18 protein-coding genes are annotated in these 24,543 nt (G+C 54.9%); all 18 read left to right on the top strand.

What is annotated here, in order from left to right; all coding sequences use genetic code 11:
* The first annotated feature begins 210 nt into the window (after positions 1–210).
* Complete coding sequence (locus O1Q74_RS16455; RefSeq protein WP_271874679.1) at positions 211–1,566, top strand: NCS2 family permease; 1,356 nt, start codon at positions 211–213, stop codon at positions 1,564–1,566.
* 278 nt (positions 1,567–1,844) lie between these two features.
* Positions 1,845–3,491 (top strand): Na+/H+ antiporter, encoded by a 1,647-nt coding sequence (locus O1Q74_RS16450; RefSeq protein ID WP_271874678.1) that lies wholly within the window; start codon positions 1,845–1,847, stop codon positions 3,489–3,491.
* 359 nt (positions 3,492–3,850) lie between these two features.
* A complete protein-coding gene (locus O1Q74_RS16445) occupies positions 3,851–4,561 on the top strand; it encodes a response regulator transcription factor (protein ID WP_010285248.1) in 711 nt (236 codons plus the stop codon).
* Positions 4,539–6,053 carry a sensor histidine kinase gene (locus O1Q74_RS16440; RefSeq protein ID WP_271874677.1) on the top strand — a complete coding sequence of 505 codons (1,515 nt, stop codon included), beginning with the start codon at positions 4,539–4,541 and terminating at the stop codon, positions 6,051–6,053. Before O1Q74_RS16445 ends, O1Q74_RS16440 begins: the two co-directional genes overlap by 23 nt.
* A gap of 312 nt (positions 6,054–6,365) precedes the next feature.
* Complete coding sequence (locus O1Q74_RS16435; RefSeq protein ID WP_010285252.1) at positions 6,366–6,587, top strand: Flp family type IVb pilin; 222 nt, start codon at positions 6,366–6,368, stop codon at positions 6,585–6,587.
* Between the two features lie 7 nt (positions 6,588–6,594).
* Entirely contained in the window at positions 6,595–7,146 is a 552-nt protein-coding gene (locus O1Q74_RS16430; protein WP_334311414.1) for an A24 family peptidase, read from the top strand.
* Positions 7,147–7,192: 46 nt separating this feature from the next.
* Entirely contained in the window at positions 7,193–8,137 is a 945-nt protein-coding gene (cpaB, locus tag O1Q74_RS16425; protein ID WP_271874675.1) for a Flp pilus assembly protein CpaB, read from the top strand.
* 80 nt (positions 8,138–8,217) lie between these two features.
* Positions 8,218–9,657, top strand: coding sequence for a type II and III secretion system protein family protein (locus O1Q74_RS16420; protein WP_271874674.1), 1,440 nt, complete (start codon positions 8,218–8,220; stop codon positions 9,655–9,657).
* 20 nt (positions 9,658–9,677) lie between these two features.
* Positions 9,678–10,364 carry a CpaD family pilus assembly protein gene (locus O1Q74_RS16415; RefSeq protein ID WP_271874673.1) on the top strand — a complete coding sequence of 229 codons (687 nt, stop codon included), beginning with the start codon at positions 9,678–9,680 and terminating at the stop codon, positions 10,362–10,364.
* A 14-nt stretch (positions 10,365–10,378) separates the two neighbouring features.
* The gene (locus tag O1Q74_RS16410) at positions 10,379–11,578 is read left to right on the top strand and encodes an AAA family ATPase (RefSeq protein WP_271874672.1); all 1,200 of its coding nucleotides are present in this window, start codon (positions 10,379–10,381) and stop codon (positions 11,576–11,578) included.
* Positions 11,579–11,656: 78 nt separating this feature from the next.
* Positions 11,657–13,060 (top strand): CpaF family protein, encoded by a 1,404-nt coding sequence (locus tag O1Q74_RS16405; RefSeq protein ID WP_271874671.1) that lies wholly within the window; start codon positions 11,657–11,659, stop codon positions 13,058–13,060.
* A gap of 18 nt (positions 13,061–13,078) precedes the next feature.
* Complete coding sequence (locus O1Q74_RS16400) at positions 13,079–14,059, top strand: type II secretion system F family protein (RefSeq protein WP_271874670.1); 981 nt, start codon at positions 13,079–13,081, stop codon at positions 14,057–14,059.
* Positions 14,060–14,073: 14 nt separating this feature from the next.
* Complete coding sequence (locus tag O1Q74_RS16395) at positions 14,074–15,033, top strand: type II secretion system F family protein (RefSeq protein ID WP_271874669.1); 960 nt, start codon at positions 14,074–14,076, stop codon at positions 15,031–15,033.
* A 115-nt stretch (positions 15,034–15,148) separates the two neighbouring features.
* Entirely contained in the window at positions 15,149–16,000 is an 852-nt protein-coding gene (locus O1Q74_RS16390; RefSeq protein ID WP_271874668.1) for a tetratricopeptide repeat protein, read from the top strand.
* On the top strand, positions 16,000–16,560 hold the full coding sequence (locus O1Q74_RS16385; protein WP_271874667.1) for a hypothetical protein: 561 nt from the start codon (positions 16,000–16,002) through the stop codon (positions 16,558–16,560). Before O1Q74_RS16390 ends, O1Q74_RS16385 begins: the two co-directional genes overlap by 1 nt.
* The gene (locus tag O1Q74_RS16380; protein WP_271874666.1) at positions 16,553–17,185 is read left to right on the top strand and encodes a TadE/TadG family type IV pilus assembly protein; all 633 of its coding nucleotides are present in this window, start codon (positions 16,553–16,555) and stop codon (positions 17,183–17,185) included. The genes O1Q74_RS16385 and O1Q74_RS16380 overlap by 8 nt, the downstream gene beginning before the upstream one ends.
* A gap of 178 nt (positions 17,186–17,363) precedes the next feature.
* Positions 17,364–18,995 carry a Tad domain-containing protein gene (locus tag O1Q74_RS16375; protein ID WP_271874665.1) on the top strand — a complete coding sequence of 544 codons (1,632 nt, stop codon included), beginning with the start codon at positions 17,364–17,366 and terminating at the stop codon, positions 18,993–18,995.
* 58 nt (positions 18,996–19,053) lie between these two features.
* On the top strand, positions 19,054–24,465 hold the full coding sequence (locus O1Q74_RS16370) for a beta-propeller fold lactonase family protein (protein WP_271874664.1): 5,412 nt from the start codon (positions 19,054–19,056) through the stop codon (positions 24,463–24,465).
* Positions 24,466–24,543: the final 78 nt, after the last annotated feature.

The raw sequence follows: 24,543 nt of genomic DNA, 5'->3' as shown, positions 1-24,543 counted from the left end.
ATACAGCAGTGTCTTGATATAGCACCGTTTCTATACATCAATGTCTTGATAAGACAGCGTTTTCCGGTTTTGCACTCAGCGAGTTAATCGTTTGCGTGCGGAGCCATACGGTTCATGGTGCGCCAGTGAAGCTGGTGCGCTTGCGGAGCAAGGCCGCGGGAACCGGTCAAATTGATCGTAAATAATAATGGCATTTCAGGGGATACCACCATGTCAAACACCACTCGTCAGGCAGGCTCGCAGGGCGCGCTTGATGCTTTTTTCAAAATTACACAGCGCGGCAGTAATGTGCGTCAGGAAGTGTTAGCGGGTCTGACGACATTTCTGGCGATGGTTTACTCGGTGATTGTGGTGCCGAGTATGCTGGGCAAGGCCGGCTTCCCGCCTGCGGCCGTGTTTGTGGCAACCTGTCTGGTTGCCGGGCTGGGGTCGCTGCTGATGGGGTTGTGGGCTAATCTGCCGATGGCGATTGGCTGTGCGATTTCACTGACGGCGTTCACCGCGTTCAGTCTGGTGCTGGGGCAACAAATCAGTATTCCCGTGGCGCTGGGAGCGATTTTCCTGATGGGCGTGCTGTTTACCATCATTTCCGTCACAGGCATCCGTTCCTGGATCTTGCGTAACCTGCCGATGGGCGTGGCGCACGGAACGGGGATTGGTATTGGCCTGTTCCTGCTGATTATTGCCGCTAACGGTGTGGGGCTGGTGGTAAAAAACCCGATTGATGGCCTGCCGGTCGCGCTGGGTGATTTCACCTCTTTCCCCGTCATTATGTCTCTGCTGGGGCTGGCGGCGACCATCGGTTTAGAGAAACGTCGCGTACCGGGCGGTATTCTGCTGGTTATCATCGCGATCTCTATTCTGGGACTGATTTTTGACCCGAAGGTAAAATACGCGGGCTTCTTTGCGTTGCCGAGTCTGACGGCGGCTGACGGTTCGTCGCTGATCTTCAGTCTCGATATCATGGGTGCATTGCAGCCGATGGTTCTGCCGAGCGTATTGGCGTTGGTGATGACCGCCGTGTTCGATGCCACCGGTACTATCCGTGCCGTAGCCGGACAGGCGAACCTGCTGGATAAAGACGGGCAAATCATCAACGGTGGTAAAGCGCTGACCGCAGACTCCGTGAGCAGCATTTTCTCCAGCCTGGTCGGGACGTCACCTGCGGCGGTCTACATCGAATCGGCAGCGGGTACGGCGGCTGGTGGTAAAACGGGCTTAACGGCAACCATAGTGGGCGTGTTGTTCCTGCTGCTGCTGTTTGTCTCTCCATTAGCGTATCTGGTGCCTGGTTATGCCACCGCACCCGCGCTGATGTACGTTGGCCTGCTGATGCTGGGCAACGTCTCCAAACTGAACTTTGATGACTTCGTGGACGCAATGTCCGGTCTGGTCTGTGCCGTATTCATCGTACTGACCTGTAACATCGTGACTGGTATCATGCTGGGTTTTGGCGCGCTGGTATTAGGCCGCATTTGTGCTGGCGAATGGCGTAAGCTGAACATCGGAACCGTCATTATCGCTGTCGCGCTGGTGGTGTTCTACTCGGGCGGCTGGGCGCTGTAATCCCTTCCGACAGACCTTCTGGCGCCGCCCAGAAGGTCTGTTATTCCTCGTCTTTCCTTCCTCTTCTCTTCCTTATCGTTTCTCACGCCAAACGCGATTTCATGTGCCCTTTTATTGGCTTTGGGTTGATGTTACTTGTGTGATAATCAATCTTGTTATTAATCTCGATTTCGGCCAAAAACCCATTTTCATACCGAGCTAAATGCGTTAAATATGGAAGGGGTGTTTGCTCGCTAACAGGCAGAATTTTTTGATTTAGGAGTACGTCTAAGGAAAGCATGGAAATATTTTTTACGATTCTTATTTTGACCCTGGTGGTATCCCTGTCCGGGGTAGTTACCCGCATTTTACCTTTTCAAATTCCCCTGCCTTTAATGCAAATTGCGCTTGGTGCCATCCTTGCCTGGCCCCAGTTCGGTTTGCACGTTGATTTCAATCCCGAGCTGTTTATGGTGCTCTTCATTCCGCCGCTGCTGTTTGCCGACGGCTGGAAAACGCCTACGCGTGAGTTTCTGAAACACGGTCGGGAAATTATTGGTCTGGCGCTGGTTCTGGTACTGATTACCGTGGTGGGCATCGGCTATTTCATCTACTGGATGGTGCCGGGCATGCCGCTGATTGCCGCTTTTGCGTTGGCCGCCGTGCTGTCACCAACGGATGCCGTCGCGCTGTCTGGCATTGTGGGTGAAGATCGTATTCCGAAAAAACTGATGGGCATTTTGCAGGGCGAAGCGTTGATGAACGATGCGTCCGGTCTGGTGTCGCTAAAATTTGCTGTCGCGATTGCGATGGGCACGATGGTGTTTACTGTTTCAGGCGCAACGCTGGAGTTCATGCAGGTTGCGCTGGGTGGGCTGTTGGCGGGCGTTGGCGTGACCTGGATATTCGGGAAATCGCTGCGTGTTATCAGCCGCTGGAGCGGTGATGATGCCGCGACGCAGATCGTGCTGCTGCTGCTGTTGCCTTTCGCATCGTATCTGATCGCGGAACACATTGGTGTGTCAGGCATTCTGGCGGCGGTGGCGGCAGGGATGACCATCGGCCAGTCGGGCGTCATCCGTAGTGCCCCCCTTGCGATGCGGCTGCGAGCAAACGGCGTGTGGTCGATGCTGGAATTTGTGTTTAACGGCATGGTGTTTATCATGCTGGGCCTGCAATTGCCGGATATTCTGGAAACCTCGGTGACGCAGGCGGAGCTGGACCCGACGGTTGAAACCTGGATGCTGTTTACCGATATTGCGATCATCTATGGCGCTCTGTTGCTGCTGCGTTTCTGCTGGCTGTGGGTGATGAAAAGATACAGCATGCACATTCAGAAAAAGCGCCCGATGATCTTCGCCGAATTTTCTACGCGCGAGTTGTGGATCGCGTCCTTTGCTGGTGTACGCGGGGCGATTACGCTGGCGGGTGTGCTGTCTATTCCGCTGCTGCTGACGGACGGCACCGCGTTCCCCTCACGCTATCAGCTGGTGTTTATCGCCACGGGCGTCATTTTGTTTTCTCTGCTGTGTGGTGTGCTGGCCTTGCCGTTTCTACTGCGCGGCGTGGTGGTGGCGGATAAAGCCGCGCACGCCAAAGAAATCCGCATGGCGCGTATGGCGGTGGCAGAAGTGGCGATCAAAAGCATGCGCAAAATGGAGGAGCGGCTGGCGGCCGATCGGGAGGAAAACATTGATGAGCAGGTGCTGAAAGAAGTCAGCGCACGCGTTATCGGTAATCTGCGCCGACGGCTAATCGATAAAGACGATCCTGAAAATGGCCTGCTGATTGAGAATCTGGAGCGACGTTTTCGTCTGACCGCGCTGAATTCCGAACGTGCGGAGCTGTATCATCTGCGCGCTACGCAGCAGATCAGCAATGAGACGTTGCAAAAAATGCTGCGCGATCTCGATCTGATGGAAGCGCTTCTGATCGAAAATGAATAAGCCGTGGTGAGGTGATCCTCGCTACCACGTTGATTTTTTTCTCTTCTTTTCCCTTCCTCAACATCCCCATGGCGTAAGCGATGGGGATGTTTTTTATGCGTCTGGTCTAAGAACAACGTCAGGCGATTGTAAACTGCTTGTCACTAAATGATAATGATTGTTATTATCCGTAGGACTTTTCTTAGAGGTGAAAAGTAGAGCAGTAAAAAGCAGAAAAGTAAAAAAACCAGAAGAACAAAACGGCCCGCACGGTATCAACACCGTGTGGGGTGAATGGCTGTTTAAAGGACCAAATAAAAAATAAACGGACATTAACCCTGAATTAATTAGGTAATAAGCCACGTTTATAGGGGAACATTATGCGTGTATTAGTGGTTGATGATGATTCTGTGCTGTGCCATTGGCTGGGGTCTAAATTACATTCCCACGGCCATTCTTGCCGAATGGTGCATGATGGCGCACACGCATTAAAAGCGATCAAGGATGAAGTTTATGATGTCGTTCTGTTAGACAGAATGTTACCCATCATGGATGGATTCACGGTATTACGTGAATTACAAGGCTCGCGTCATCCACCCATTATGCTGCTTTCGGCGTTGGATCGTGATGTTGATCGGGTGATGGGCTTAGAGCTCGGTGCAGAAGATTATCTCGGCAAACCTTTTAATTTTAATGAGCTTAGGTTACGTCTGGATATTATGGCGCGGCGCGGTAAACGTCATGTCGATAATCCTTCTATGCTGACCTTTGAAGACCTGCAACTGGACCGTATGCAGCGCGTTGCATGGCGCGGCGGCAAGCGTATCGATTTGACTGATAAAGAAATCAAGTTACTGATTATATTGATGGAAAATCCAGGCCAGGCGATTACGCGCACCATGCTGTTAGAGCGTGTCTGGGGCTATAATTTTGATCCACAGACCAATTTGATCGACGTTCATATGTCAAAGCTGCGGGCGAAAATTGATAAAGGCTTCCCGCGTCCATTAATTAAAACGTTAAGAGCGATGGGCTACGCATTAGGCGCGGTAGATAAGGACAAAACCGATGTTGGCAGCCACGCTGAATAAAATAAAAATAAAGAAGCTGGGGCAGCGCTGGCAGGTAAAAATAAAACACTGGCAATTACTGGGGGCAAGCCAATATCCTGGCTTTTTATGCACCTCTAATTTTCGTCAGGCAATAACCATTGTTTTTCTGTTCTTATTGATGATGCTGATGTGTATTGTCGGCTTCAGTTCACTCAGCGAAACGCTGATTAGAACGCATGTCCGCGAAGTTATTCTGGGTAATATTTACGATTACTCGATGCAGTCGCGTTTAACCAATGCCGATAGCCTGATCGCGCAATTACGCCAGGATAATCGGGCGAAAGGGGATGAATTACCGCTGTTTCTGGTGATGAATAAAGACGGTGATATTCTGTATCACAATCATTCTCTAAAACCGCATCCTCTGAAAACGTCTTCTCTACAGGCACTTCCTCTCAATATCCATCCTCTGGAAATGCGGCAGCACACTGACTGCCGGATGGATGTCAGCTGCCTTAAGGCCGAAATTTCCAGTCCTGACGATCCCAATCTGATCGGTTTGTCCGTCATGCTGGATGATGGGGGCGTGCTGTTTACCGCCTATAACATTCGGCCCATGTTAGAACGGGTGAGGACGATCCCGCTGGTGGCGGGGGCAGGACTGTTTATCGTGCTGCTTTTCTGCCTGTTCGTCAGCCGCCATTTCAGCTTACGCAGTTTACGCAGCGTGGAGAAAATCCGTGCGGCGCTGCATCGCTACAGCAGCGGCGAGCAACAGGTGCGTATGCCACTGTCGCCTTATGACGATGATTTTGACAGCCTGAGCGCTGACATTAATCAGAATCTGGAACGGATTGAGCGCCTGATGGAGCAGGTGCGTAATACATCAAGCCACGTCGCGCATGAGCTGCGTACGCCGTTGACGCATCTGCAAAACCGATTGTTCAACCTGACGGAGCGGGCAGGGTTGGATAACGACGTTCGTGATGAGTTGAATCTGGCGGTGGACGAGGTGCACAAAATTCTCGGGCTGTTCCGTACCGTGATGCGCATCGGCGAAATCGAAAGCGGGCGCTGCGTGCACCAGTTTGAGAATATTGAGGCACGCCAACTGCTGGAAGAAATTGCCGAGTATTATCAGCCGCTGGCGGAAGAACGCGGCTGTCGCTTGAAGATTGAAATCAAAGCCGGTATCCAGCTTTTTGGCGACCGGGCGCTGCTGTTTCAGGCGCTGGCCAATCTGGTGGAGAACGCGCTGAAATACGCGGCACAGGGTAAATATATTACCTTGAGCGTGACGCTCTATCGCGGCTGGATCGCGCTGAGCGTTGCTGACCGTGGTCCGGGTATTCCGCCCGCACTTCATGCCAAGGCGCTACAGCGTTTTCAGCGGTTGGATACCTGGTTTCAGTCCGGCTATGGGCTGGGGCTGTCTTTGGTACAGGCGATTACCGACCTGCACGGCGGCAAGCTCTATCTGGACTCCTCTGAGCCGGGCCTGAATGTCTACCTGTGCCTTAATCGCTGTTAATACGCTTTTCTTACGATGAACAGACGCGTGGCGAGCGATTTTCCCCCAGCTTGCCACGACACGCCTCTCTCGATTTCTTATGAATATCCCTTCAAAAAATATGAATATCTATTAATTTTCACTGTAACGGAATTTGTGTTAATTATTGATTTATATTGATAATTTTTTGCATGGAAAGATTAACGAATATTAATGTTCTGCTGCTTGCGACGCTTGATAATAAGTCTCATTATTAATCTTATTATCATCATGGCGCCCCCGAATTCCCGAGTAGGCCATGATTTCTTTGGCTGCGAATTAGAGGCTCTTCCCATGAAAAACATGAAAGCAAAATTACGTTCTTTCCTGCGTGACGAAAGCGGTGTAACGGCAATCGAATACGGCATTCTTGCAGCGGCAATGGCGGCTGCAATTGGCGCTATTTTTGGCGGCGACGGTATCTTCGTGAAAGCGCTGAATGAGAAATTCAGCCAAATCGCCGATCAAATTACCGGCACGGGCACCAGCGGCGGTACCTCCGGCGCAGCGAAATAAGCACACGATGGCGGATTATGTGCACTGGCCGCAGACGGCGCTGCTGATGGGCTGCCTGCTGTGGTGTATCAGTACCGACCTGTTAGTACGCAAAATTACCAATCGGGCGGTACTGATTTTATTGCTGGGCTGGCTGTTCTTCAGCGCTTCACACGTCCTGCAATCCGGTGCGGTAGATATGTTGGCACTACGAAAAACGCTTTGGGCGCTGCCTGGTGCGGCGGCAGTACTGGTTGTGGGGTTTTTGCTTTTCCTCACCGGCAGACTAGGTGCCGGGGATGTGAAACTGATGAGCGTGCTGTGCCTGTGGGTTGGGCAAGGGCACCAGATCGTTTTCGTCATGGTGACGGCGCTGGCTGGCGGTGTTTTGGCGCTTAGCCTGCCGCTGCTCAATACCGTACCCACAGCGGTGGCGATGGGCATTCAAACCACCAACCGGATATTCAAGAGTCGGTTGCCTATGCCACCCGCGTTGCCCGCCGATCTTTCTCAAGGCATACCTTACGGCGTCGCCATTGCGTTTGGTGCGATGTATGTCCTGATTTTTCCCTTGTTTTAATTCTGTCGCAGCTTTAAGACACACACGCTAGGGTAGGCAAGTTGAAATGAAAGTGAACTCTACATACGTACTGTCAGGCGCGCTCGTTCTGGCAGGCATTGTTGCGCTGGTGGTACGTAGCCATCTCTCTTCGGAACCTCCAGCGCCGCCTCCTGTAGTGGTTAAAGTACCGGAAAAAACCGCTATTTTAGTGGCGGCTAAAAACCTGCATCCCGGTGATTTTCTTGACTCCTCCTCTCTGCGTTGGCAGGAGACAGATGAGTCGGTTTCTCGTTCCTTTAACTTTGTTCGCGGTAAAGACAGCCAGTCGCTCCTGTTCGGCGCAACGCTGCGTGAAACCGTCGCGGAAGGTGCACCGTTGACCAGTAACGTATTGGTTAAGCCTAATGAACCGGGCTTTGTTGCCGCTGTGCTACATAAAGGGATGCGGGCTATCTCCGTTCCCACTAGCGCCATTGCGAGCAATGCAGGGCTAGTATCAGCAGGTGATCGTGTTGATGTGATCCTCAGCATGAGACGAGACGATCAGTCGGAGTTACCCGCAAGCCGTAACCAACCTGTCGTGATGCCATTGCTGGCGTCACAAACCATTGTTCGCGATTTACGCGTATTGGCACTGAATGACAGAACCGGTACGCCGGTATACCCACGTTTGGATGCGATGGAAGATGGCGCGGCGCTTGATGCCACGGCCAAAAGCCGTGAGCCCGCCGTGCGCTCCCGTCCTGCCACCTATCAAACTGTGACGCTGGAAGTCACGCCTCAGCAGGCTGAAGCGTTAGCCGTTGCCAAAGAACTGGGCATTCTGCATTTGGCGCTACGCAGTGCTGATTTGGATGATGTAGTCGATCCAGCGACAGGGCGACCCCATGTGACCACGGTTCCGCGCGCGACCGATATCTACGGGGTGCTATCAGCAGGATCCGGTGAACGCAAAGTGAAAATCTATCGCGCTGAGCAAAAAGACGTGGTGACGTTCCCCTCCCGATAAGACGAGTACGCCATCTGACAGCCTGCGGGGAGCCGCGAGTTGCTCATGGAAAAATGAAGCCCATTACGGAAATTAAGTAAATGACGATGTTTTCGCTGTTTTTGAAATCGGACTTTCGGGATACGTGCAAACGGTTGCTGATCGCTGGCCTGTTTAATGTGGTATTGCCTGTCACGCTGACGACGATGATGTTGCCTGCGACCACGCTGGCTGCTGGCGTCTCTGTTGCCCCTGTCACGGATGAAGTGCGCTTGACTGTGAATCAGGGACGGTTGTTACATCTCAATGCGCTGCCGGACAGCGTGCTGGTGGCCGATCCGAATATCGCCAGTTTTGAACTGCCTTCACCGGGTAACCTGTTTGTCTACGCCAAAAGTGTCGGTACCACCACGCTCTACGCGATGGATGAAAATGGCAATGTCATCAACGCGATTCGTTTGGTGTCCGAGCATGATTTGAAAGCGCTGGGTGAACGCATGAAGCGTGAATTCCCCGGTGCGGATATCCAACTGGAAGCCTCGATTCCCAGCGGTGTGATTGTACGCGGTAGCGTCGATACCCCGCAGGATGCCAAACGCGTTATCGACAGCGTGCAGGCTTACATCAGCGCGTCCTCAAACGGCGGGCAGGGCGGCGGTGGAGGTGGTGGCGAAAAACTGCCAGGCTCCAGCGAATCGTCCGGCAAGGTGATCAACCAACTCAAAATCAAAACGCCTTCGCAAATCAATATTCAGGTGCGTGTGGTGGAAGTGTCTCGCAAGCTGACCAGTGAACTGGGCTTCAACTGGGCGGCGTCATTGAGCACCGGCAGCGGCAACATGACCGCAGGCAGCGGATCGCGTCTAAACCTGTTTAATGCCACGACCGGAAGATTTTCTAACCCAACGGATGCGGGTTTCCTGAACTTCGGACGTTCCAGATTGAGCGGACTATTAACTGCTATGAACCAACAGGGCATGGCAACGGTATTGGCTGAACCTAATCTGACGGCGATGTCCGGGGAAACGGCGGCGTTTGCCGCGGGTGGTGAAGTCCCCATCGTTCTGGTCACCAATAACAGCGTCAGCATCGATTACAAATCCTACGGCGTGATACTGCGTATGACGCCGACGCTGCTGTCTGCCAATCGCATCAGCCTGCACATTGCGCCGGAAGTCAGCGAACTCACGGATGTGGGTTCCGTACAGTTGGAAGGCGGATCGCGCATTCCTGCCTTAACGGTACGTCGTGCGGATACCACGGTAGAGCTGGCTAGCGGGCAGAGCTTTGCGCTGGCGGGGATGCTGCGTAGTGCGGGTAGCCAGACGATCAACGGCGTGCCGGGGCTCAGTAGCGTCCCGATGTTTGGTCGCCTGTTTGAAAGCGAAGCCACCAGCCAGGAAGAAACGGAACTGGTGATTATCGCGACCGCCTATGTGGTTGAGCCAGTTAATGCGGGCGATCTTCAGACGCCGGGGCAAGGCGTGAAAATGCTGGATGCCTCCATGCCGCGCTCTGCATCTGTCGGCTATCTCTACTAAGTCCACGAGGGGCAATGAATATGACCACGATTAACAACAATCAGCCTCCGTTCCGCCCGCTGCACCTGCGGGCAGCGATGCTTACCGCCGTTTTTCTCCTGGCAGGATGCGGATGGAATAAGCCGATTAACGATGTACGTATGCAGCGCTTTGACCAGCCAGGGCTTCAGCCCATCGCCGTCCAGCCTTCATCGGTGTCCGTACCGTTATTGGCCGCGCCGAACGGACGGGGGTTCCTCCCTGAGTCGTTGAAGCAGCTCAATATCATGTTGAAGGATCAAGGGCGGCTATCGGCACAGACGCTGACGCTGATTCCGCACAGTGCGAGCGGTGAACAGATGGCCGGGCGATTGGCGACCGTGCTGAAAAATGCCGGCGCGAATCCACAGAATGTGAAACAGATGCGCCGCTCTACCGCGAGCGGTCAGAACGGTGATCTGGAAGTGATCTCCGAGGCTTTGGTGGTCAAAACCACCCGCTGCACGATCAATGACCCCAATCAGCTAATGGTGAAGCCCTATGAAGCCATTGGTTCTCTCGGCTGCGCCACGCAAAACAATCTGGCGATGATGGTGTCTGAACCACGCGATCTGATTCAGGCGAAAGCGCTGGACGATGCGGATGGTGTCGCGGCGGTCAATAGCATCGAACGCTATCACAAGGGTGAAGTGAAAGAGCTCATCGACATTAACTTTGAAGAAGATTAAGGGCGTGACATTCCATGAGTGAAATTACCCCTAACGACGGTGAAGAACTGGCGCTACCGCTGGTGGCGTTTGCCAATGACGCGCGCGATGTGGCCGATATCAGCGATCTCTTCACCCGTCTGAAACAGCCCGATGTTCCGGTGATGTCCGGTGGTATTACTGCCGCTCGTCAATGGTGCGAACTGAACGTCCCTCCACGTATTTTACTGGTGGATCTGGAGGCAGAGCACTGGCCGCTTCCCGCACTGGAAGAGCTGCTGAGCGTCTGCGGCCCCACCAGCCAGGTGATTGCTATCGGCAAAGAGCAGGATGTCGGCTTATACCGCGCGCTGCTTCAGGCTGGCGTGGTGGACTATCTGGTGAAGCCGTTCACGCTGGATCTGCTGGCGGCAACGTTGGCGAAGTGTGAAGGCCAACAGGCTGGGCCGGAATATGCCCGTATGGGCAGGACGATTGCGGTTGTCGGTGCCAGCGGCGGCAGTGGGGCAAGCACCGTGGCGATGGGGCTAAGCCGCCTGCTGTCCGGCGAGCGTCATTTGCCTGTCGCGCTGGTGGATTTTGACCGCCGTAACGGCGACCAACTGCTGCTGCAAGGGCAAACCGATGACGCGGGGCTGGCGGCGGTGTTGGGGACACAGGAGCTGGATACCCGACTATTACAGCGCGCCATGCTGCGCGTGGATACCCGCCTGCACCTGCTGGCGCAGAAGCCAGAGCTGGGCGAGTTGAGCCCGGTTGAGGTAGATAACGTACTGAACCTCGGTGGTGCGCTGTGCCGTATGTTCAATCAGGTGATCTGGGATCTGCCCAGCAGCTACCCGACCGGGGCGCTGGACGTGCTGACTTACGCGGATCTGCGCATCATCGTGACGGAGTTGACGCTTCAGGACGCGCGTAATGTACGGCGTGTGCTGAATGAGATCGGCGACGAAAGCGAAGGGCAACGCCTGTTGCTGGTGCATAACCAGAGCCGTTTTGCCACAGCCGCGCCGCTCAGTCGCGATCAGTTCGAACAATTTACTGGCCGGAAAATTGATGTCGTATTACCGAATGCGGGTCAGGCGTTGGCGCAGAGCCTGACGCTCGGCGCACTGAATCTGTCTGCGGCACCTGCTTTCCAGCAGGGCTTGCGCCAGTTGGTCGATCTGGCCTGCGGCGTGCGCGCCAGACCGGCGGAAAAACGCTGGTTCTCACGTTGGTTAAAACGCGCCTGATGATGTTCAGCGTGCGCCGTTTTTCAAAGATGAACGGATTATTTTAGGGTTACGGACTGTTTTTTGAGGTTCAGGATTATGTTGATTCGCAAGAATAACCTGCAAAAAAGCGAAGCAGGAAAAAGCACGCCTCAGCCTGCGCCTGCTGCCAACGTGGCAGAACTGAAAACGCGTCCGGCTGCGGAGAATCGCACACAGCCTGCGGCGAATGGGGCTTCGGGCACCGCTCCGGCTGCCCGCCAGACGGATAATCGGACCAGCCAGCGCCGGATTATCCGCGCACAGCTCTACGATCAGATCGATGCCGGTAAAGCGGCGATGATGGGGCGTGACAAGCTGCTGGTGCAGATCGAAACGGTGATCCGCCGCATCTGTGATGAGCAGCGTTTGCAGCTTTCCCGGCAGGAAGAGGAAGCCATCGCCGCCGAAATGCTGGATGAAATGACCGGGATCGGGCCGATCCAGCCGCTGCTGTCGGATGACACGGTCAACGATATTCTGGTCAACGGCGCCGGTCAGGTGTTTGTCGAGCGTTTTGGCAAACTGGAGCTGTCGTCGATTACCTTCATTGATGAAGAGCATGTCTTTAACACCGCGCAGCGTATTGCCGCGGCGGTGGGGCGCCGTATCGACGAAGCCAGCCCGATGGTGGATGCGCGTCTGCCGGACGGCAGCCGCGTCAACGTCATCACGTATCCGCTGGCGATCGACGGCACCACGATTTCGATCCGTAAATTTATGCGCCGCAACCTGTCGCTGGAAATGCTGGCAGAGCGTCGCTGCATGTCCTACGCGATGGCGGATGTCCTGAACAAAGCGATGCAGGCGCGCGTCAACGTCATTGTCTCGGGTGGAACGGGCGCGGGGAAAACCACCTTGCTGAATGCGCTGTCGCAGAAGATCGGCAGTACCGACCGCATTATCACTATCGAAGATGCCGCCGAACTGCAATTGCAGCAGGAGCATGTGGTCAGGCTGGAAACCCGTCCTGTCAGCGCCGAAGGTACTGGCCGCGTCGATCAGCGCGATCTGATGCGTAACGCCCTGCGTATGCGCCCTGACCGCATCATTCTGGGTGAGGTGCGCGGCGGCGAGAGCTTTGACATGTTGCAGGCGATGAACACGGGCCACGACGGGTCGCTGTGTACGGTACACGCCAATACCTCGCGCGATGCGATACAGCGTCTGGAAAACATGGTGATGATGGCGAACATGCAGTTACCGCTGATGGCGATCCGCCGTCAGATCGCCAGCGCGGTGCACCTGATCGTGCAGATCGAACGTATGCGCGACGGCATGCGCCGCGTGGTGTCCATTACCGAAGTGTGCGGCATGGAGAACGAAGTGATCCAGCTTCAGGATCTGTTCAGCTTCAACATTCAGGGGATGGATGGACAGGGCCTGTTGACGGGGGAATATGTGCAGCACATCCAGCGTCCGCAGTTCTACAGCGACAAATCGCACCTGTTTGATGCGCCGTGACGGACGAAGGAGACGCCGATGAGTGACGCACGTCTGAACCTGATTACGCTGCTGGTGTTTTGCAGCGTGCTGATGCTGCTTCTGGCGGTCAACGCCTGGAGAAAATCACGGCAGCAGCGCACGCAGCGTGAACAGCGCTGGCAGCAGATTTTGAACGAGGTCAGCCCGTCGGCTGCGGCGGTGGCGTCTGATTCGATCCTGCGTGATGAGATCAAAACGCCGCTGATGGGCATTCCTGTCATTGGGCGCTGGCTGGCGATCCTCTGGGCGCAGATGGCGTTCATCGGCTGGAAAAAGAACCTGCTTCAGCGTTCTCTGGCGCTGGCGGCGGTCTGCCTGATCCTCGGCATGATTCTGGGACAGCGTACGTTGCTGCCGCTCACGATGGGTCTGGTATTTACGCTGCTGCTGTTTATCAGCATCGGCCTGCTGCTGTTCCGTTCGACGTTGCAGAAACACCTGAAAGCGCTGCGCGAGAGCCTGCCGGAAGCGATTGATGCCATTACCCGTAGCTGTCGTGCCGGTGTGCCGGTGGCGAATACGTTTGCAATTGTTGCTGAACATCTGGCTGGGCCGCTGGCAAATGAATTCAAGACGATCGATCACTGGCTGCGGCTGGGTATTCCGTTGCGTCAGGTGATTCAGGCCTCGGCTACGCGGGTACCGATGTCCGAATACCGTTTCTTCGTGGTGATTCTGATCATCAATCAGGAAGCCGGTGGGCGACTGGGCGAAACGCTGGAGCGTCTGTCTGCCACGCTGCGTGAACGTCGTGAGCTGCAACTCAAAGTGCAATCCAAGACGTCCGAGGCGCGGGCATCCGCCAAGATTGTCGCCGCGCTGTTCCCCGGCTGTCTGGCCTATCTGTACATGAAGTCACCGGAAGATTTCAGTTTCTTGTTCTCCGATCCAGTGGGAACGTCGGTGCTGATTTATGCCTTATGCAGCGTCTCGGTCGGCATGTTGATCACGCACGTTATGGTTAAGCGAATTGGGTAAAGGGAGAGCCATTCATGACTGTTTTTGACGATCCCTTACTGCTGCTGGCGCTCGTGCTAATGGTGGCGGGGATTTATCTGGCACGTATGCAGCATAAAACGCAGCAATACAAGCAACTGGAAATTCGCATGCGCGGGCATTTGCCCACGGCCTCTATAGAGGCGGCCTCTCAGGAAAACATCCTGAGAGGCCAGGGAACCACATTATCTCCCCTGTTGGAAAAGCTGTTGCAGCCGCTGGCCACACAGGGCGAGCGCCTGTCGGGATCGGAGCGCGATCGCCGCAATCTGCGCCGCCTGCTGGATCTGGCGGGGATCCGCCGCAACGAAGCGGTGGGCTGGTTAGTGATGGGGAAATTTGCCGCCGGAGCGCTGCTTGCTATCGCGCTGGTGTGGGGCTGGTTACCGCCCGCTGATCGTGCGGGGCTGACAGGTGTTGCTGCGGGATTGATTGGTTTCTTTGTCGGTACCATGGTGCCGGAGTGGTGGCTGAAATGGCGTGCGGCAAGCCGGGGCGAAAAGCTGGCGCGCGCGGTGCCGGATGCACTGGATTTGATGGTGGTCTGTGCCGAAGCCGGTCTGCCGATTGGGCGCGTGTTGCAGGTGGTATCGAAAGAGCTGGGACTGTCTTCACCGGAAATGGCGGATGAATTGCACTACACCGCCGCAGAATTGCAGATCCTGTCAGATCGTACGCTGGCGATGAAGCATCTGGCAGAGCGTACCCGCGTCAGTGAGATTGAAAGCATGGTGGCGACGCTGATTCAGGCAGAGCGCTACGGTACGCCGCTGTCTCAGGCACTGCGCACGATAGCGGATGAAAGCCGCAAGACGCTGATTCTGAGTCTGGAAGAGAAAGCAGGCAAGCTCCCTGCGCAGTTGAGCGTGCCGTTGATGGCGCTGATTCTGCCGCCGATTATCGCCATTATGGCGTCGCCTGCGCTGGTGCGGGTGGTTCGCCTGTTGGCGCAGTAGCTTGTTATTTTCAGGGCATTGATTTTGATGTTGTTTGAAAAATATCGATTTTAAAACATCGATTCCCGGTATGTACCGGGAATCACCAGGGTTACAACCGATGGAGTGAGCGAAAATGGTCGATCTGGTAGCAAAACTTAAGCGCGGTGCGTCCATGCTGGCACTGCTCATTGTCAGTACCGTGCTGGTGGGGTGCGGCAGCTCGATGGCGATTAAAGGCAGTAAGGATGAGGGGCTGCGTCTGGCACGCCTGCTGCGCGATCAGGGGCGTGTTGAAGCGGCAACGGAAGTGTATGCGCGTCTGGATAGCCGTGATGCATTGAAAGGTGCTGAGATACTGGAGTATGCCAGCGTGGCCGCTCTGGTTCGCTCGCCACAGCAAACGTTGGAGCTGTACGGACGAGCACGCCAGGCGTTGGGCGGCGATGCCAGCAAAATGACGCCAGAAGAAGCACTCGCGGTGTGTCTGGGCATGGGGCGCGCGCAACTGGCGTTAGGACGTAATGCGATGGCGCAAACCGACTTTTCCTGTGCGTTGAAAGCACAGCCGAACGACGCGGGCGCTCTCAATGGCATGGGCGTGGTGATGGATGCTTCCGGTAAGCACGCCGAAGCACGCCAGCTGTTTGAAAAAGCATTGCAGGTGAATCCTGCCGATGTGGCGGCACTCAATAATCTGGCGCTCTCCTGGTTGGCAAGCGGCAACGCGGACAACGCCATTTCTCTGCTGCGCTCGGTGGATGAGAGCAACGCGACCGGTCGGCTGAATCTGGCACTGGCCTACCTCTCCGAGGGCAGAGACACTGACGCGCGTGCGGCGCTGGCGACCATTGCCCAGCCACAGCGTATTGATGGTCTGATCGACGAACTGAACCAGCGTTTACAGCAGATGCAGCAGGATAAATCCCGTGGTGAAGCGCTGCTGTTATCCAGCCGTCAACGCCTGCAATTGAGTGCTCCTGAGTAATGGCGTGGCTTCGTAATCTCGGCCCGTGGCGTGATAGAGGCATCGTGCAAAGTATCGTACCGCGCCATGAACGCCACTGGCGCAGCACGTGCGGTGTGATCGCGACGGAAGTGGCGTTTCTGGTACCGGTGGTGCTGGTCGGGGTGATGATGCTGTTTGAACTGGCGCGCATCGGGCTGGTGATTGCCGCCGGAAGCGCCGCGCTGGATAAAGCCGTGCAGGCTTTCCGCCTCGATAATCTCGCGTCGGACAGCGCGGAGCAGATGAGTACCCGCCTAAAGGCGCGGATGGTTGAAGCGGGGTATGGCTACCTCAAGGAAGACGATTTAACCGTCAGCGTGTTGCACTTCGACAATCTGAGCCAGCTTGGCGGGCTGACCAACGGCAATAGCAGTCAGGACAATCCCAATGGCGAGGAAACGACGACGCTGCCAGTGTGGTCCGTGACGGTGCAGATTAAAAAGGCGTTTATCACGCCGCTGCCGGAAGTGTTAACGCTGGGAGACACGTTCCGCTACCAGTACAAACATGTGTTTGGGACGGAACTGCGCAATGACTGATGTTTTACTGAAAACCCGTCGTTCATGGAAACCCCGTCGTTTACTGAATGGGCTCCGCCGCTTCTGGTTTTCTCGCGGCGCATCTACCGCAGTAGAAACAGCGTTAGCGTTTCCTATTGTGTTGGCGATTGGGTCGCTATGTGCGGATCTCTATACCGTCGGGTTGGAGCGCACGCGCATGGAACAACGTGCGGGTGCCATCGCGTCAATAGTAGCGATGCAGCAGAAGCTCGATGAGAAAGGCTTGCAAGGGCTGCTCGATACGGTGTTGCCAACGGAAGGCGCAGGAAACTACCAACTGTTAATCAGCAACGTGCGCCAGACCGGTGAATTGTACTGGCAGTTGAGCAGGGGCACGGTAGAAGCGCTGTGTGCGGAAAGTGAAACGCTGTCGGGTGAAGAATATCTTCCTGAACTGCCGGAAAGAGACCGCGAAGAAGGCAGCAAAAATACCACTATGATCGTGGTTGAGATTTGCCGTCAGGGGAAAGATGTAAGCCTGCTGGGCGGCCTGTCGTTGGGTGGCCTGCTGCATGCCTCGTCAGTCAATCGGGTTGCTATCAACGCGGTGGAACTGGATGAGGTACTCCGAAAAGAGGCCGGTCTGGAAGAAGAAGATCAATAGTTACGGGCTTTATACAAGACACAGAAGCGGCAAATAGACCGTAAACGGCGGCGAAAGTCTTGTTGCCGGAATAACGAAACGATTAAGACAAATAACGTGTGAGCCATGTCGTTTTTATTTTCCCGTTTTATGGGTGGGTTAAGTTCGCGCTGAATCCAGGAATACAGGATAGGAAAGGATGAGAAAAACCTTACAGAACAGAAGAGTAAAAAAAGACGCTACCGGAATCACTCTGTTCTGGCATGAACGCCTGTCCGCTTTTATTCAGCAGGAAAATGGCGCAGGCACGGGGTTTTATGTGCTGGGTGCGATGGCGTTATTGGTGACGGCGGCTTTTATCGTGGATACCTCTACGGCCACCGGCGATGCGACACAAATCAAACGCGCGACGGATGCTGCCGCGTTGGCTGTCGGGCATCAGGCGACCATTAACGGTGAAGAGTACAGCCAGGAAGACACTACGAAGCTGGCGTATGAGTACGTTAAAAATAACCTAGGAATGAATAAGGCCCTGAGTGAAAAGCTGGTGGTCGGTGATGTGTCCGTCATGGAAGGGCAAAACAGCGCTACGCGTAAAACCTATACCGTCACCGTCGCCTTTGAAACTAAGCCCAGCCTGCTGAGCCTCGGCGCAAGGAAGCAGGAAGTGTATTCGACGTCAGAGATCGTCAACCGTCCGACGGAAGTGGCTTTTGTGATGCCAGTAACGGGGGATATGAGTGATGCCGATATCAGCTCGCTGAAAAGCGTTAGCCGCAGCTTCGTTGAGCGCATGCTAAGCAGCGCGGACGGTAAACGCGACAACCTGTGGCTGTCGCTGGTGCCGTACAGCCAGTCGGTGAACGTGTACGACGCGGAAGATGCCAACCGCATTCGTCGCTGGTCTACGCCGAGTGCGCTGAACCCGCCAGAGCTGCGTTCGCTGTTTGCCAGCGGTGTGGTGAGTAGTCTGGCTGACCGTCGTTTCCCCGATCGCCGGGCGAATTTGCTGTGCATGTACCGTGGGCTGGGACGGGAAGAAAATTTCTTCTGGGATGAGCCGCCCGCTGGGCAATTTCGCGTGTACTACCGCCACGATTTGCCGCAAAACGGTAGTCCCGGCGCGCCGCCGATTACCTGGCGTGGCCCCAACCCCGATCTCTACCCGTGGGATAACAACTCTGATGCTGTAGATACCCGCTTTATCGTCGCGGATAGAGGGTGCCCGAACGCGGCACTGATGCCGTTGACCAATGAAGAAAGCAAGCTGAATCAGCGCATTGGTCAGTTACAGCCACGTTTCAATACCAACTATGCCATCGCGATGGGGTGGGCAGGCGCGGCGCTGTCGCCCAATATGCGCGGTTCAGACGGCTGGGGAGATGCGACCCTGCCGCTGGACTTCAATCTGGATGGCAACGGTGACGGGCAAAAGGTGATCGTCATGATGGCGAATACCATCGGTAACTGGTTCGACACCGACAGCTACAACTTCAATCGTAACGAATTTCGAGGTTCGACCGGCTCGGATCCTGCCCGTTCCTTTGCCGCACAGCGTTTTCGCGATCTGTGCTCCAGCTTCCGCGCGCGCAACATCAAATTTTATTTTATCGGCATTCGTCCCGGCGACCCTGAAGACTTTGGCCGCAACCTGTTCGACAGAGAAGCGACGCCGGGTCTGCTGATCTGCACCGAGGGCGAAAAACGTATGAGCTTTATCGATGGTGCAGGCTTCAGCGCAGAGGGCGTTGAGGATCAGTTGATTCAACGGTTGGATCGTATCGCCGGCCAGATCGAAACCGAGGGCGGTTACGTGCGGCTGGTTGAATGACCGCGGAATGTAGCCAGGAATGACGCGATTTGCCCCTTTCATTACAGGACATGACACGATGACTTTTTCCCGCTCAAAATCTGGTTCAGGCTTAACGCGCGCGCCGCGTCAGGCGTGGGTATTGGAACCGCGCATGATGTTTGATGCTGCGGCTGTTTCCACGGCGGTGGATGTGGTTGCGCACGTTGCGGCAACAGACACAGTATCTGGTGATGATGCCACGATGTCTCAACTTGCTGTGGTTTCATCAGTGCCTGCGATCGCGGGGGAATCTTCAGCATTGGAAAAAGATCAGTCTTTACAAGAGAGGTACAGTGACGTTATTGGACGAGATGTGATGATAGGCGTGCGAGCTTCTGCCATTTCTGCTGATGGTCAGTACCTGTATGTTGTGAGTTCACTTGATGGTGGTTCATCGGCGTTAAGCATTTTTGTCCGTGATGCGTCAGATAAATTTACCCTGTCGAAAACGTTCACATCAGAATCCACAGATGAAAAAATAACGCCGATCAAGTCACTGGCGGGAGCGTCAGACGTGGCATTGTCCACTGATGGACAATATCTCTATGTGGTGGGCAGTGAAGGTAATGCCGTCACGATCTTCAGCGTGGGCAGCGAGGGGAAACTGACGCAAGCCGCTGTGCTTGATCAAGCCGCGCTGGGCGGTCATTCGCTGGACGTACGTTCCCATCTTGTTTCGCAGGGCGATTATCTTTACATGACTGCGGCTCAAACTGACAGTAATAATGACAGCCGCAGCGTACTGGTATTTAAACGCGGAACGGACGGTAGTCTGACGTCGGTGTCTCAGACCGATAATCTGATCGGCGCTAGCCGTCTTGTGCTGGATCCGACTGGGCGTTATCTGTTTGTGTCGGGTTTAGGCGATACGGTTGGTGTCACCGGGTTCAGCATTGATGCTGAGGGCAAGCTCACCCAGGTTTCCCAGATTCGTGCTGAAGGCGAAGACCTGTATTACATCAATTCACTTGCCTTATCCCCTGACGGCAAAACGCTGTATGCGATTCATGCCGATGTGGGCAATTACACGCTCAATACGATAACGGTAGGTGCCGATGGTGCGCTTACGCTGGTCTCGACAGTGCCGTTTGCCAATGATGGTGGCGATTCCGGCGAGGCACTGGCGACCGATCTGGTCGTTTCTGCCGATGGCACGGCCCTGTTTGTGATCGGTAAGAACATTTCAATCTTCTCCCGCGCAGAAGATGGCAGCCTGACGCTGAAATCCACCATCAGTGGTGACTGGAATAGCCCGATCGGCATTTCTTTCTCCGATCTGCAAAAGGTGGAACTGAGTGCTGATGGTAAGCAGCTTTACCTGATTGGTGGCGATAAAGTCCATGTTCTGAATATCGGCATCGCCGGTGCAAGCTATACCGAAGGTCGTGACGCCACGGTGCTGCTGCCGTCTGGTCGTCTGTCCGATCCGCAGCTTGATGCGTTAAATAATGGCGTGGGCAACTATAACGGTGCGAGCATCACCGTTAGTCGGGAAAAGGATGGGCTACCGGAAGACACCTTTGGCTTTAAGGCGGATAACGGCTTAACGTTGGACGGTAACACTCTCGTTAAAGACGGCACGGCGATCGCCACCTTTACGCAGGTGGAGGGCGTGCTGACAGTGACATTTACGGCGGCGGTGACCAAAGCCGATGCGCAGAATGTGCTGCGCCAGATCACCTACCACAACACCAGTCAGGATCCCGAACAGGCAGGATCGTCGCCGATATTCACCTTCAGGATTAATGACGGCGACAATAACATTGCTAGTATGGACATCACCGTTAATCTCGTTGGCGTGAACGATCCTGCGATATTGACGACGACGGTGCTGAATCCACAGATTCCGGGCAACAGCGAGTTCGTTAAGCTGTTTAAAGATACGCATATCGACACCATTGAGCGCGGACAAACCATCTGGCAGGTGGTACTGACATTTGATGTCTCAGGCCCTAACGAAGTTATTAGCGTTGATGGCAGCACGATTGTGCTCGAAAAATCCAGCGGTGTTCCCCGCACCGCCAGCGGCTTGCAATACTCTGTTGATGTGAAGGACGGTAAAGCGACGGTTCTCCTGTATGTCGCGAGAGACGCGAGTGGAACCGCCGCGATCATTGACAGCATTGGCTACAATTATCTGGGCAGCGAGTCCAGCGGTGAACGCCATGTCACCCTGATGATCAAGGAAAATAGTTATAACGGCAGCGCACCGGAAACCAAACTAGAACAGGCGATTACGCTAACGCTGGCACCGGCGGTAGAAACCAATACTGCGCCAGTTATCACGATTCCTGTCACCACGCCGACGTATACCGAACGTGCCGATCCTATCGTGTTGGCACCGGAGGCGACGGTGTCCGACGCGCAGATGGACAAACTCAACGGCGGCAAGAGCAACTATGACGGCGCGACGCTCAAGATTACACTGGGCGATGGCAAAACGGCGCTGGATAAGCTGGGCTTCAGTGCAGGCAATGGCCTGACGCTGTCGGGCGATACGCTTCAGAAAAACGGTGTCACCATTGGTCAAATCAGTAACCAAGACGGTGTGCTGACGATTCGCTTTAATGCGAATGCAGGCACGATTCCAACCACGGAAGATGTGCAGAATACGCTGCGCCAGATTACCTACGCCAGCGACAGCCATACGCCAGCCGCACAGGTTGTGGTGACGGTGACGCTGGCCGATCGCTATCTGGTTTCTCAGGATTCGGTTGTAACCATAGGCATCACACAGATTAATGATGTTCCAGTTATCAACAACGATCCTGTTCTGTCATTCGGCGATTTAGATCGGTTACAGACTCTGGAATTGTCGACATTTGGGCTGACTGGCTCAACGAGCAGCACGGTGTCTGCTGACGGTAGCCGCGTATATATTGCTGACCAGCAGGGTCACATTGCGTTATTTACTCGCAATGCCGATGGCACGTTGACGCACATGCGGACGAGCGCTATTGCCAGCGGTGTCATTCAACTCCAAATGACGTCTGATGGTGCGAATTTATACGCTCTGCAAAGAAATAGCAGCGAAGGGATTATTGTTACTTTCGCTCTTGATAGTGAAGGCAATCTGACAGAGCAAAGCTCTCTCAAACAGATCTGGGATGCGGCGCAGATTACGCTGTCGGATGATGGGAAAAACCTTTATCTGATGGATCGGACGACGATTATCGTTTATGGGCGAGATACCACGACTGGCGCACTGACCCATCTTCAAGATCTCCAGAGCGATATGTCATCACCGCCTTATTTGTGGTCTCCGACGGAAGTTGTCACGCAGGGAGATAAGGTTTATGTGGTGACCAACCCCAGCAATGGTTCATCACTCATTGTTTATCAACGTAATAGTGAAACAGGTCAGTTGACCCCGCTGACGTATCTCCATTCTGGGGAAGCAGACAGCACCGGCAAAGTCGTAGATCTACAATATGTGCAGCATTTATCAGTCAGCGCCGATGGAAAAACGATCTTTATCGCCAATAGCCGTACCAGTTCCTTTAACGGATGGACAGGGGAAAACACGGTAACTAACCACCCATTGAAAATAGATGCTTTCCGACTCAACGCTGCCGGGACATTAACGCATTTGGGCACGCTCAATGGCACCGCAACGGTGGAAGACATTTCACTGTCAGCAGATGATAAAACGCTGTACGTCGCCTTGTCCGATGGTTCTCTGGCTTATTATTCTGCGGACACGTTGGAACGTATTGATACCCAGAATAATCTGGCGGATGCCCAGAAAATTACGGTATCACCACGAGGTGAAATCATTATCCTTGCCGATGCGCTGGTGGTGATGCGCCAGACTCCGCTAAGTGCTTTCTATACCAATGGGGGATCTGCGGTTGCAGCGGTGCCGACATTGATACTCAGTGATGCGGAATTAGATGCTGCAAATGGCGGGGCAGGGGATTACCGTGGGGCATCTGTTGTGTTTCAGCGCAGTGAATCTCCGTCATCAAACGATCGTTTTGAGATGATTGCCGGCAACGGTTTTACCGTATCGGGTAACGTTATCAGTAAAGATGGGCAACCGGTGGCAACGTTGGATCAGGCTGATGGCCGGGCTTCTGTAACGTTTACCGCGAGCCTTTCCCGTGATGAGGCCACCGCTCTTGTGCGCCAGATGGGGTGGCGCAGCACAGTCGTGGTTAATGAAAGTTCTGTGGCACTCCGTGTGATACTGAATGACGGAGAGCAGGATTCCACGCCTTATGAGGCGACGGTGACGATTTCCGATAGTGTTAACCTGCCACCTGTTGGTCACGCTGAGTTGTTCACCCCGCCTACGGCTCAGGTTGGCTCTAACTGGTCTTATGCCTTGCCCACTGGTTTGTTTAGCGACCCAGAGAATGACACGCTAACGATAACCATTAACGCGGCACAGTTGCCTAACGGTGTGAGCTTTGATAGCGCAACCCGTACTCTCAGCGGCATGCTGTCAACGGCGGGAACGTTTAACGTAACGATTACCGCCACGGACAGCGCGGGGAACGCGACGGCGCTGACTGTGGCGCTGACGATTAATGCTGCCTCAACGCCAGTCGATCCTGTTACGCCGGTCGACCCCGGCACGCCGACGGAGCCGGCCAATCCTGATAACACCTCAACAGCGGCACCGGTGATTCTGGTGCAGCAGGGCGCAAGCCTGCCCGCGGATGCGGATGAAAGAGAACGCGAGCAGCCGTTAGGCGCGATTGTCGCCGATCTGTCTCGTCCAGACGCGCAACCACAATCGTTACCCACCAGCACCACCGCTGAACCTGCACGCCAGCGCGCTGCCGATACGACACGACCATCGGATGCGCCTTGGGTACTCGACCCCGTGATGTCACAGCTGATGCCGACGCTGGAGCAGGTCAACTTCTCTTCACGTGCTGAGGCGGCGATACGCGATAGCGCCGCCGTGCGCTCGACGGATTCCAACCTGTTCCTGAGCGTACGTGGTCAGACAACAGCGCTGGAATCGGCGTTCAGCAGCGTGCAAGGCGCGTTGCTGCCGGATGCCTCCGGCGAACTGGCCTTTAGCCTGCCGCAGCGCATGTTCAGCGTGCGTGAAGGCAACGCCATGCTGACGCTGCAACTGGCGAACGGGCGTCCGCTGCCTGCGTGGGTGCAGTTTGATGCTCGCAGCGGCGTGGTGCGCATTACCGATGCCAGTGCGGTGCAGGTTAACCAGATCCAACTGGCGTTGAAAGCGCAGGCCGCAGACGGTACTAGCCGGATCGTACCGATTACGCTGCAAACCGGGCAGGGCGCTGGTGCAGAAATGGCGACTGATCGTGGCGCAATGCAACGGTCTTCATTCCCGACGGAAAACCGGGAGGCAGAACGATTAGCACCAATGGGAAAAACCGCCTTTACTGAACAACTGCATCAGCACCAGCCTGAACAGGATGCGCTGCTGGCGGCGCTCAGTGAACTTAGCAGCCTGCGTGCGTAAGCACGCCGCAGATCGAGACGAGATTTTATTCCTTAACCACACACACCTAAGCGCTTGCAGGCCACCGCCTGCAAGCCG

Origin of the sequence: Pectobacterium sp. A5351, from assembly GCF_028335745.1 — a bacterium.
GTDB lineage: Bacteria > Pseudomonadota > Gammaproteobacteria > Enterobacterales > Enterobacteriaceae > Pectobacterium.
The sequence above is the reverse complement of the archived record's forward strand: the minus strand, read 5'-3'. Positions and strand labels throughout refer to the sequence as shown.

Excerpts from the sequence above, each read along its gene's own strand:
- O1Q74_RS16440 (WP_271874677.1), top strand. The coding sequence starts at position 4,539 with ATGTTGGCAGCCACGCTGAATAAAATAAAAATAAAGAAGCTGGGGCAG.
- O1Q74_RS16380 (WP_271874666.1), top strand. The coding sequence starts at position 16,553 with ATGACTGATGTTTTACTGAAAACCCGTCGTTCATGGAAACCCCGTCGT.
- O1Q74_RS16395 (WP_271874669.1), top strand. The coding sequence starts at position 14,074 with ATGACTGTTTTTGACGATCCCTTACTGCTGCTGGCGCTCGTGCTAATG.
- O1Q74_RS16390 (WP_271874668.1), top strand. The coding sequence starts at position 15,149 with ATGGTCGATCTGGTAGCAAAACTTAAGCGCGGTGCGTCCATGCTGGCA.
- cpaB (WP_271874675.1), top strand. The coding sequence starts at position 7,193 with ATGAAAGTGAACTCTACATACGTACTGTCAGGCGCGCTCGTTCTGGCA.
- O1Q74_RS16430 (WP_334311414.1), top strand. The coding sequence starts at position 6,595 with ATGGCGGATTATGTGCACTGGCCGCAGACGGCGCTGCTGATGGGCTGC.
- O1Q74_RS16435 (WP_010285252.1), top strand. The coding sequence starts at position 6,366 with ATGAAAAACATGAAAGCAAAATTACGTTCTTTCCTGCGTGACGAAAGC.
- O1Q74_RS16420 (WP_271874674.1), top strand. The coding sequence starts at position 8,218 with ATGACGATGTTTTCGCTGTTTTTGAAATCGGACTTTCGGGATACGTGC.
- O1Q74_RS16410 (WP_271874672.1), top strand. The coding sequence starts at position 10,379 with ATGAGTGAAATTACCCCTAACGACGGTGAAGAACTGGCGCTACCGCTG.
- O1Q74_RS16370 (WP_271874664.1), top strand. The coding sequence starts at position 19,054 with ATGACTTTTTCCCGCTCAAAATCTGGTTCAGGCTTAACGCGCGCGCCG.
- O1Q74_RS16400 (WP_271874670.1), top strand. The coding sequence starts at position 13,079 with ATGAGTGACGCACGTCTGAACCTGATTACGCTGCTGGTGTTTTGCAGC.
- O1Q74_RS16375 (WP_271874665.1), top strand. The coding sequence starts at position 17,364 with ATGAGAAAAACCTTACAGAACAGAAGAGTAAAAAAAGACGCTACCGGA.
- O1Q74_RS16405 (WP_271874671.1), top strand. The coding sequence starts at position 11,657 with ATGTTGATTCGCAAGAATAACCTGCAAAAAAGCGAAGCAGGAAAAAGC.
- O1Q74_RS16455 (WP_271874679.1), top strand. The coding sequence starts at position 211 with ATGTCAAACACCACTCGTCAGGCAGGCTCGCAGGGCGCGCTTGATGCT.
- O1Q74_RS16450 (WP_271874678.1), top strand. The coding sequence starts at position 1,845 with ATGGAAATATTTTTTACGATTCTTATTTTGACCCTGGTGGTATCCCTG.
- O1Q74_RS16445 (WP_010285248.1), top strand. The coding sequence starts at position 3,851 with ATGCGTGTATTAGTGGTTGATGATGATTCTGTGCTGTGCCATTGGCTG.
- O1Q74_RS16415 (WP_271874673.1), top strand. The coding sequence starts at position 9,678 with ATGACCACGATTAACAACAATCAGCCTCCGTTCCGCCCGCTGCACCTG.
- O1Q74_RS16385 (WP_271874667.1), top strand. The coding sequence starts at position 16,000 with ATGGCGTGGCTTCGTAATCTCGGCCCGTGGCGTGATAGAGGCATCGTG.